Below are 1,050 nucleotides of genomic sequence, written 5' to 3' on the forward strand. Positions count from 1 at the left end.
GGCGAGCTCTGCCACTGCCCGAGGCAGGATTCATCCGCGGCCGCATCCGGCTTGTAGAAAAATAGAAATTCGTGCGCTTTGGAAGAATTTATTAGCGAGGTTTTGTCGTATTTCGCCGCTCCGCCTGCTCGCCAAAACGACACGCCCTCGCGGTAGAAATCGTCTATGTCGTCCGTAAGATCGCCCCTAAACCCACCACGCTCGCTAAATTTCAAATTTTGTAGCTCCGAGCAGCATCTGTCGCCGCCATGCGCGCATTTTACCCGCTCATTTTCAGACGTCTCGTCCAGCTCGTCCCAGCCGCCGTAGTGCCAAAAGCAAGGATAGAGGAAGGCCCGTGCATACGCTCTTTGCACCGCTTCATCCAGCCGCTCGAACCACTGCCAAAATTTAAATTTATAATCCTCTGCCGCGCCCATCCGCCAGCCGAGCGAAAACTCGCTAAGAGCGGGGTATTTGATCCACGGCGGCGGCATCACGTTTTTTAAAATTTCGCTCACGCCTTTTCCTTAATTTTATTTTGAAGCATAGTTTGAAATTTGCCTAAATTTAGCCTGCGAGCTGAAATTTAGGCAAAATACGGCTAAGCTAGCAAAGCCCGCCCGACTAAATTAGCCGCAAATTTAGTCGCAGAAGCGCTCGTCGGTGCGGTATTTCTTGCGCTCGGCGATGTAATCGGCTCTGTTTTTCGGATCGGCGAAATACTGCTTTTGCTTCTGCTGATCGGCTTTGAGCTTTTCTATCACTTCCTTTAGAGCCGCCTTGCGGTCGCTAGCCATGGATGGGAATTTATCCGAAAATATCGCCTTATACGGATGATCTTTTACCCAATCGACCGCCTTTTCGACTATGATCTGCTGCTTATCGATGTCGCAGAATGCGTAGGGGTTGATCACGTCGCCCGCAAGGTGCATGAAAGCGGAATTTGCCTCGACCGTCTCCATAAACATCGCGCCGCTGACGTCGATTACCGAAGCGAATGAGATGAAGCGGTATTTGCCCGCGTAGAACCAAAACACCGCGTCGTCCTTAAGCCCCAGATCATAAGCG

General features: G+C 51.2%; 2 pseudogenes. Both read right to left on the reverse strand.

Features of this window, described 5'->3' with window-relative positions:
* Positions 1-500, reverse strand: a pseudogene (locus Q0340_RS07140) (hypothetical protein); the annotation flags it as partial.
* 123 nt (positions 501-623) lie between these two features.
* Positions 624-1,050: pseudogene (locus Q0340_RS07145) on the reverse strand (cytochrome-c oxidase); the annotation flags it as partial.

The organism is uncultured Campylobacter sp. (assembly GCF_938045595.1).
Classification (GTDB): Bacteria; Campylobacterota; Campylobacteria; order Campylobacterales; family Campylobacteraceae; genus Campylobacter_B.